Below are 6,015 nucleotides of genomic sequence, written 5' to 3' on the forward strand. Positions count from 1 at the left end.
CCATGTATACCTTTATTGATTGGATTCTCTTTATTCTCCTGGCACTTTGTGTCGGTTATCTGCTGTTCTACGCCATTGCTTCCAAATTCTATCGTCCGCGAAAACTTTCCGAAGCACGTATCCTGCGTCGTTTTCTTGTACTCTTCCCTGCATACAAGGAAGACAGGGTGATCGTCTCCACTATCCGTAATTTCCTCGAACAGGAATACCCCAAAGAAATGTACGACGTTCTTGTCATCTCCGATCAGATGCAGCCGGACACGAATGCTGCCCTACAAACACTCCCCATCTGTTTGCAAGTAGCCGACTATACCAATAGTTCCAAAGCCAAAGCCCTTACGCTGGCAATGAACGTCACTGCCAACGAATCTTATGACGTAGTAGTGATCATGGATGCCGACAATGTAACGACTCCCAATTTCCTCGCAGAAATCAACCGTGCTTTTGAGTCCGGCCTGCATGCCGTACAAGCCCACCGCACAGGAAAAAACATGAATACAGACATCGCTGTTCTGGATGCGATCAGCGAAGATATAAACAACGGATTCTTCCGTAGCGGGCACAACGCGATAGGATTGTCAGCCGGATTAGCCGGTTCCGGAATGGCATTCGACGTTCATTGGTTCCGCCGAAATGTAGGACATCTGCAAACATCGGGCGAAGACAAGGAGCTGGAAGCCCTGTTGCTAAAACAACGCATTCATATCGAGTATCTGGAACAACTGTCCGTATACGATGAAAAGACACAGAAAAAAGAAGGTATCAAAAATCAGCGTAAACGATGGATTGCAGCACAATACGGTGCATTGCGGGCTTCCTTGCCCGATTTCCCGAAAGCACTGATTCAGGGAAATATCGACTACTGCGACAAGATTCTTCAATGGATGCTGCCTCCCCGTCTGATACAACTGGTGGGAGTTTTCGGTTTCACTTTACTCTTTACCGCAATCGGCTTACTAATGAGTCTGCAAAGCGGAGAAAACGAGTGGTATACGGCCATCAAATGGTGGATACTATCAGCCGCCCAAGTTGCCGCCATGATCATACCTGTGCCGGGAAAGTTGCTGAACCGGAAATTAGGAAAAGCAATCCTGCAAATTCCGGCACTGGCACTGGCAATGATAGCCAATATGTTCCGACTGAAAGGAGCAAACAAAAAGTTTATTCATACTGAGCACGGAGAAGAATAAGGCCTTCGTCAAGCCCACTCCTCCTCCGCATCAAAGCACGGACAAGCCTTCACCCATTCCTCCGGCTCGATCTCCCCGTTCCCGTTCAGATCAGGGCTCAGATCACGATGCCCGCACACCCGGCAACCGGGATAATCACGCAGCAACGTAAGCACAAGCACATGCATCGAGTGTATCTGCCATTCGGTACGGGTATCGGCAGGCCGCCCGTGACAGTCAAGTCCGCCCTCATAGCAAATGCCGATACTTGTCCGGTTGAATCCTTTCGCATGAGCTCCTATCCGTTCAATGGGGCGGGTAGTCTTGATGTCGCCATTTTTCCGGATATAAAAGTGGTAGCCGATCCCGTTAAATCCCCGCCGGCGGTGGCACACTTCAAGGTCTGTTTCCGTGAAATCCCTGTCCGCCCTAGAGGCGGAACAGTGGATCACAATCAGGTCAATCTTCCTCATCGACCTGCCCTTTCATTCGTTTTCCTTTTCTCTTCCTACGGAAGAAAAACAGGATTTCCAATGCAATCTCCAAAATCTTGTCAATCATAACTTTTCATTTTTACAGGTTATTCATTTACAGGTATCACACATTAATGATGCTGATGTACTTACCGGACTAAACGGTAGGATCGGGAGCTTCCTCCTCCCCTCCATCGCCACCGGAACCGGAACCGCTGCCACCGCCACTACCGGAGCCTCCGCCATCACCGTTGCCTCCCGAAGCCGGCGCATTCTTGGAGACAAGTTCGAAGACCATGTTATTGTCCCCGCCACGTGTGGTTGCCGTACTGTCGTTGGCAAGCCGCAGAGCATTATCGACCTTGAAACGAAGGTTGACACGAGTGATATTCCTCACCGTACAGTCCTTTTCCAGTTCCACACCGGGACAAGTAAGCGTGGTATAGAAAATCCCCAAGCCATCAACTTTTACCTTATTCCCCGCTACGAGCACCTTCTTCATCGAACGGACAAAGGATTGCATCACGTGCTCCACATCCTCCACCGAAAGCGAACCGATCGACTCGATCTCACGCGCCAGCGACTCGATAGAATAAAGTTTCGATTCCCCCGGCTTGGGTTTGAGCACATACACCATCGGCGATTTGTCATCACCAATCTTTTTTTTGCGCTGATAGCGCACCACAGACACTGTTGCCATACTGAATTTGTATTAAAGAAAAGAAGGACATTCTCCCTTTCTGTTGGTGAAACAAAGATACGGCAGTGCATCGGCGATTTCCCGGATTACAACGGACTGCACCGGACTATGACGGGATAAAACGGATAAAGACGGATTAAGACAGCATAAAGCAGAATAAAGTGAATTAGAAACAGATTGAAAGCATACTAAAAGCGAATACAAAGTAACCATAAAGCAGATAAAAGCTGAAAAAGCTCCCAACCAACCCCGAATAAACACCCCCCAAAAAGACAAGCAGACAACGTGAATAACAACTAAATAATACAAGCATAAAAGCAACACTTTCATGAGCAACAAATTTGCTAAATCCAGTAAAAAACAGTAACTTTATACCCATTACAAACCCTACAATTAAATCAAAAATGAAAGCAAATACAGATACCCTGCAAAAACAGGAAGAAGAAAAATCCTTCCAATACCGCAGCTACGGAAAAGGAGAACTCGCCATGCTATATATCCCCAACGTCCAGCAACAAAGCGCAGTAGACCGCTTCAACGAATGGATCGAAGCCGCACCCGGACTAAAAGAACGCCTGCTATCCACCGGCATGAATCCCCGAAGCAGACACTACACACCCGCACAAGTACGACTGATCGTAGAGGTGCTGCAAGAACCTTGAAGATAAGTATTAAGTATTGGTGCCAATCAGCAGTTAAAACAAAATAAGAATAGTTCCGGACAAGATACCCGATTAACGTATAAAGCTGTCCGAAAAGTAGATAAATACTATCAACCTATCATTCAGCACACGGAGAAGAATCTCTTCTTTGACTAATATAAAGAGCTGATTCTTCGGCAGACTTAGGATGACAGAGCAAAACGATAGCAGACGTTCTCTTTTCGGACAGCCCCATTCAATATCATTTTCCGGCTCACTCGGATGAGCACGTTGCTTTTCAGCCGTGTCTCTTAATGAAATTTCTGATCTTCTTCGATAAGTTCCTGGCTAAATTTCTCCGGTGCCAAAGGGGTAAAGAGTTCTATAAGATTTTCTTCGGGATCGCGCAGGTACAGGGTACGCATCCCCCAATCGGGCATATCCGTAGGCTCACTGATAAATGTCACGCCTTTTGCTTTCAGTGCGACAAAGGTTTCGTCCACGTTATCCACACTGAATGAGATCATTAATTTTTCACGCATCCCAACAGGCTGCTGCTTATCTGCATTACCTGCCGAGGGCGCCATCCAGTCGGATACAAAAAGGGCGAGACCTTCTATTCCGTCGGCTACTTTAAAACTGGCGTATCCGCTATTCTCATCTCCCCAGGCCGGCTCTAATCCGAGTTGTTCGGTGTAGAATTTGAAGCATCCGGCGAAGTCCTTTACTAATAATCTTACGTTACTAAATCTCATTGTTTACAGATTAATGGTTTATTATTTGTTTCTTAGAATCGAAATGCAAATATAATCATTCTATCGGATGACGTTTCATGAATCCGTATTTACCTCAAAACTGTGCGAAAATAAAGTAAACCGGTATCAAAATGAATCACCATTCAACCAGTGATCCGCACCGTTACTCATCCCCCGTGACCTGTTACCCACCACCCTCCTCACCAGCTACGATTATTACCTATTACTTATTACCTATTACCTATTCAAACAGCTCCTTCTCCGGCAACCAGCACGAGCTGTCATTGACAGTGTTTCTGACCCGTTGTTCCGGTGGGACGGACGGGTCTTGGGACTCTTCGCAGGGGAGGTAACGTCCGCTGACGGGATCGTAGACAAAAGTAGCCACACCACCCGTTCCGAGATGTTTGAACTTCACTTTTTCGACATAGACACGTGTCACTCCGACCTCCTTGTCACGCTCCACTACCAAGCCGTAATCCGCCTTGTTGAAGAAATCGGCAGACCCGTTTACGTCGTACATATCCGGACGCGGAGTATGGTTCGTCACCGGATTGCGGTTCATCTTTCGGGGGTGCGCCACAAGAATCACCAGACAGTTATATTGCGTGGCAAACTCCGTAAACAGATTCAGGAAATTGGAAAGATACTGCGTTTCCGATTGCCCCGGTGCGGGGGTATGCTCAAAACGGTTGACCGGGTCGAAGACGAAGATGCGGCATCCCCGACGCAGGACAAGCTCACGGGCTTTGGCAAGCACCCGTTCCGGAGTGGCGCTGCCTTTGAGGGCGATGTGACAGACGTTTTCGGCAAGAAACTCTTCCGAACGGAGCAGAAGTCCTTCCGTCATGCCGCAACCGTTTTGAAAACGGCGTCCGGTCAGTTTCTCGATCAACTTGCGGAGATGGTAGACGATAGGATTATTCTCCGGACTGAAAAACGCTATCTTCCACTGATGGCGCATACAGAGGCGCAACACCAGTTCGTCCAGCCATTCCGATTTTCCGGCCCCCGGTATGCCCGTAACGATGACCAGCCGCCTACGTTCGTACGTACAAATCTTATCCATCTCCTCCCAGCCCGTCTCCGCTCCGGGACCGAAGCCGTTGTCGAACAATGCCCGCAGGTCTTCGTGCAGATCGGCGGCGGTGAAGATGCCTTCAAGAGGGATTTCTTCCGCCTGCTCGATGGCGATGCGAAGGCTGTCGATCCCATATTTGACAAGATGTTCATTGGCATCCTTGCACCCCGGTCCGTAGACGGCCACACGGCAGCGTTCGGCACCCAGACGGTTGACCAGTTCGTCACGCAGTTTAAGCCCGGCAGAGTCGGTGTCAACGGCTATGATGATGTCTTTCAGATTCTCGAAGTGCGACTCCATGAAGCGGTCGAGCCACGAAAGGTTCGCGTTAGCTCCGGCAGGTACGGAGATCACGCTTTTGAATCCGGTGGCAAGGGAGGACGCGGCATCCAGTTCGCCTTCGTGGATGATGCAGGTGTCCTGTCCCAGCACGGAATCGATATTGTAGGGAATCAGTTCGGCTCCCTGCACCATTTTGAAATTTTTGGCACCGCTGCGGAACTTGGTGTTGACGAGTTTCCCGTCCTCAAAATAGTTGAAACAGACGCACCGCTCTTTCGTGCCGGATTGCGACATGAACTCTTCCTGCTCCGTGATGCGCAGACCGGCGATGACGGACTGCGGAATGCAACGCGTCTCTACCAGCCAACGCTCCGTAGCTTCGGAAAGCGTCGTCTTCGAAGCGTCGAACACCGGACGGTGGAAATGCTGGGGAACGGCAGATGCCGCACGACGTTTACGGGCAGCCTGTCGCTCGGCTTTCGCACGCTCTTCGGCATCGTCGGGGACGTAGAAGTCGGCTCCGCAATGGTAGCAATGGCAATGCCCCGTGTCGATATTGACCCGCAGCGAACGGTCACGCTTGTTGTGCCTCGTCGGGAGGCATTGCTCGCAAATGGTTTTAACGACACCGCTGGTATGTCTGCGGACATCGACATGATAATTAGCAAAATTTCTCATATTTCTGTATTTCTATTCCTCCCTTTCGAAAAGGAGATTTTAAGTTGTATTAATAATTCAAGTTTCGCAGGTTACCTTTGCGTTATCAAAACTATCTTAATTCCCCTCCTTCAGGAAGCTACCCTTTATACACAAGTCTTAGCTGATTAACTCATACAGTTCAAACTGTGTATTAAATCTATCCAGTCCATTCTTAAAGGTTATATATCCTGGAATGGACTGGCTCTTGTATGCAC

General features: G+C 48.8%; 6 protein-coding genes. 2 read left to right on the plus strand and 4 right to left on the minus strand.

From position 1 onward, the window contains the following. Nucleotides 1–2 precede the first annotated feature (2 nt). On the plus strand, nucleotides 3–1,190 hold the full coding sequence (locus NBH01_RS17050; RefSeq protein ID WP_118336937.1) for a glycosyltransferase family 2 protein: 1,188 nt from the start codon (nucleotides 3–5) through the stop codon (nucleotides 1,188–1,190). An 8-nt stretch (nucleotides 1,191–1,198) separates the two neighbouring features. Here NBH01_RS17050 and NBH01_RS17055 read toward each other — a convergent pair whose 3' ends face one another. Both NBH01_RS17055 and NBH01_RS17060 read right to left on the minus strand, forming a co-directional pair. Further along, the gene (locus tag NBH01_RS17055) at nucleotides 1,199–1,642 is read right to left on the minus strand and encodes an N-acetylmuramoyl-L-alanine amidase (protein ID WP_118336938.1); all 444 of its coding nucleotides are present in this window, start codon (nucleotides 1,640–1,642) and stop codon (nucleotides 1,199–1,201) included. A 157-nt stretch (nucleotides 1,643–1,799) separates the two neighbouring features. Then, nucleotides 1,800–2,342 carry an HU family DNA-binding protein gene (locus tag NBH01_RS17060; protein WP_008763469.1) on the minus strand — a complete coding sequence of 181 codons (543 nt, stop codon included), beginning with the start codon at nucleotides 2,340–2,342 and terminating at the stop codon, nucleotides 1,800–1,802. Nucleotides 2,343–2,746: 404 nt separating this feature from the next. On the opposite strand from NBH01_RS17060, the gene NBH01_RS17065 reads away from it, so the two are divergent. Then, nucleotides 2,747–3,004: a DUF4248 domain-containing protein gene (locus NBH01_RS17065; RefSeq protein WP_008765886.1), complete on the plus strand. Its 258-nt coding sequence runs from the start codon at nucleotides 2,747–2,749 to the stop codon at nucleotides 3,002–3,004. A 290-nt stretch (nucleotides 3,005–3,294) separates the two neighbouring features. On the opposite strand, the gene NBH01_RS17070 is transcribed toward NBH01_RS17065, so the two are convergent. Both NBH01_RS17070 and NBH01_RS17075 read right to left on the minus strand, forming a co-directional pair. Further along, a complete protein-coding gene (locus NBH01_RS17070; protein WP_008763467.1) occupies nucleotides 3,295–3,738 on the minus strand; it encodes a VOC family protein in 444 nt (147 codons plus the stop codon). 241 nt (nucleotides 3,739–3,979) lie between these two features. Then, complete coding sequence (locus tag NBH01_RS17075; RefSeq protein ID WP_011107640.1) at nucleotides 3,980–5,779, minus strand: bifunctional DNA primase/helicase; 1,800 nt, start codon at nucleotides 5,777–5,779, stop codon at nucleotides 3,980–3,982. Nucleotides 5,780–6,015: the final 236 nt, after the last annotated feature.

It is taken from the genome of Bacteroides sp. B1-V-101 (genome assembly GCF_023656585.1).
Classification (GTDB): Bacteria; Bacteroidota; Bacteroidia; order Bacteroidales; family Bacteroidaceae; genus Bacteroides; species Bacteroides thetaiotaomicron.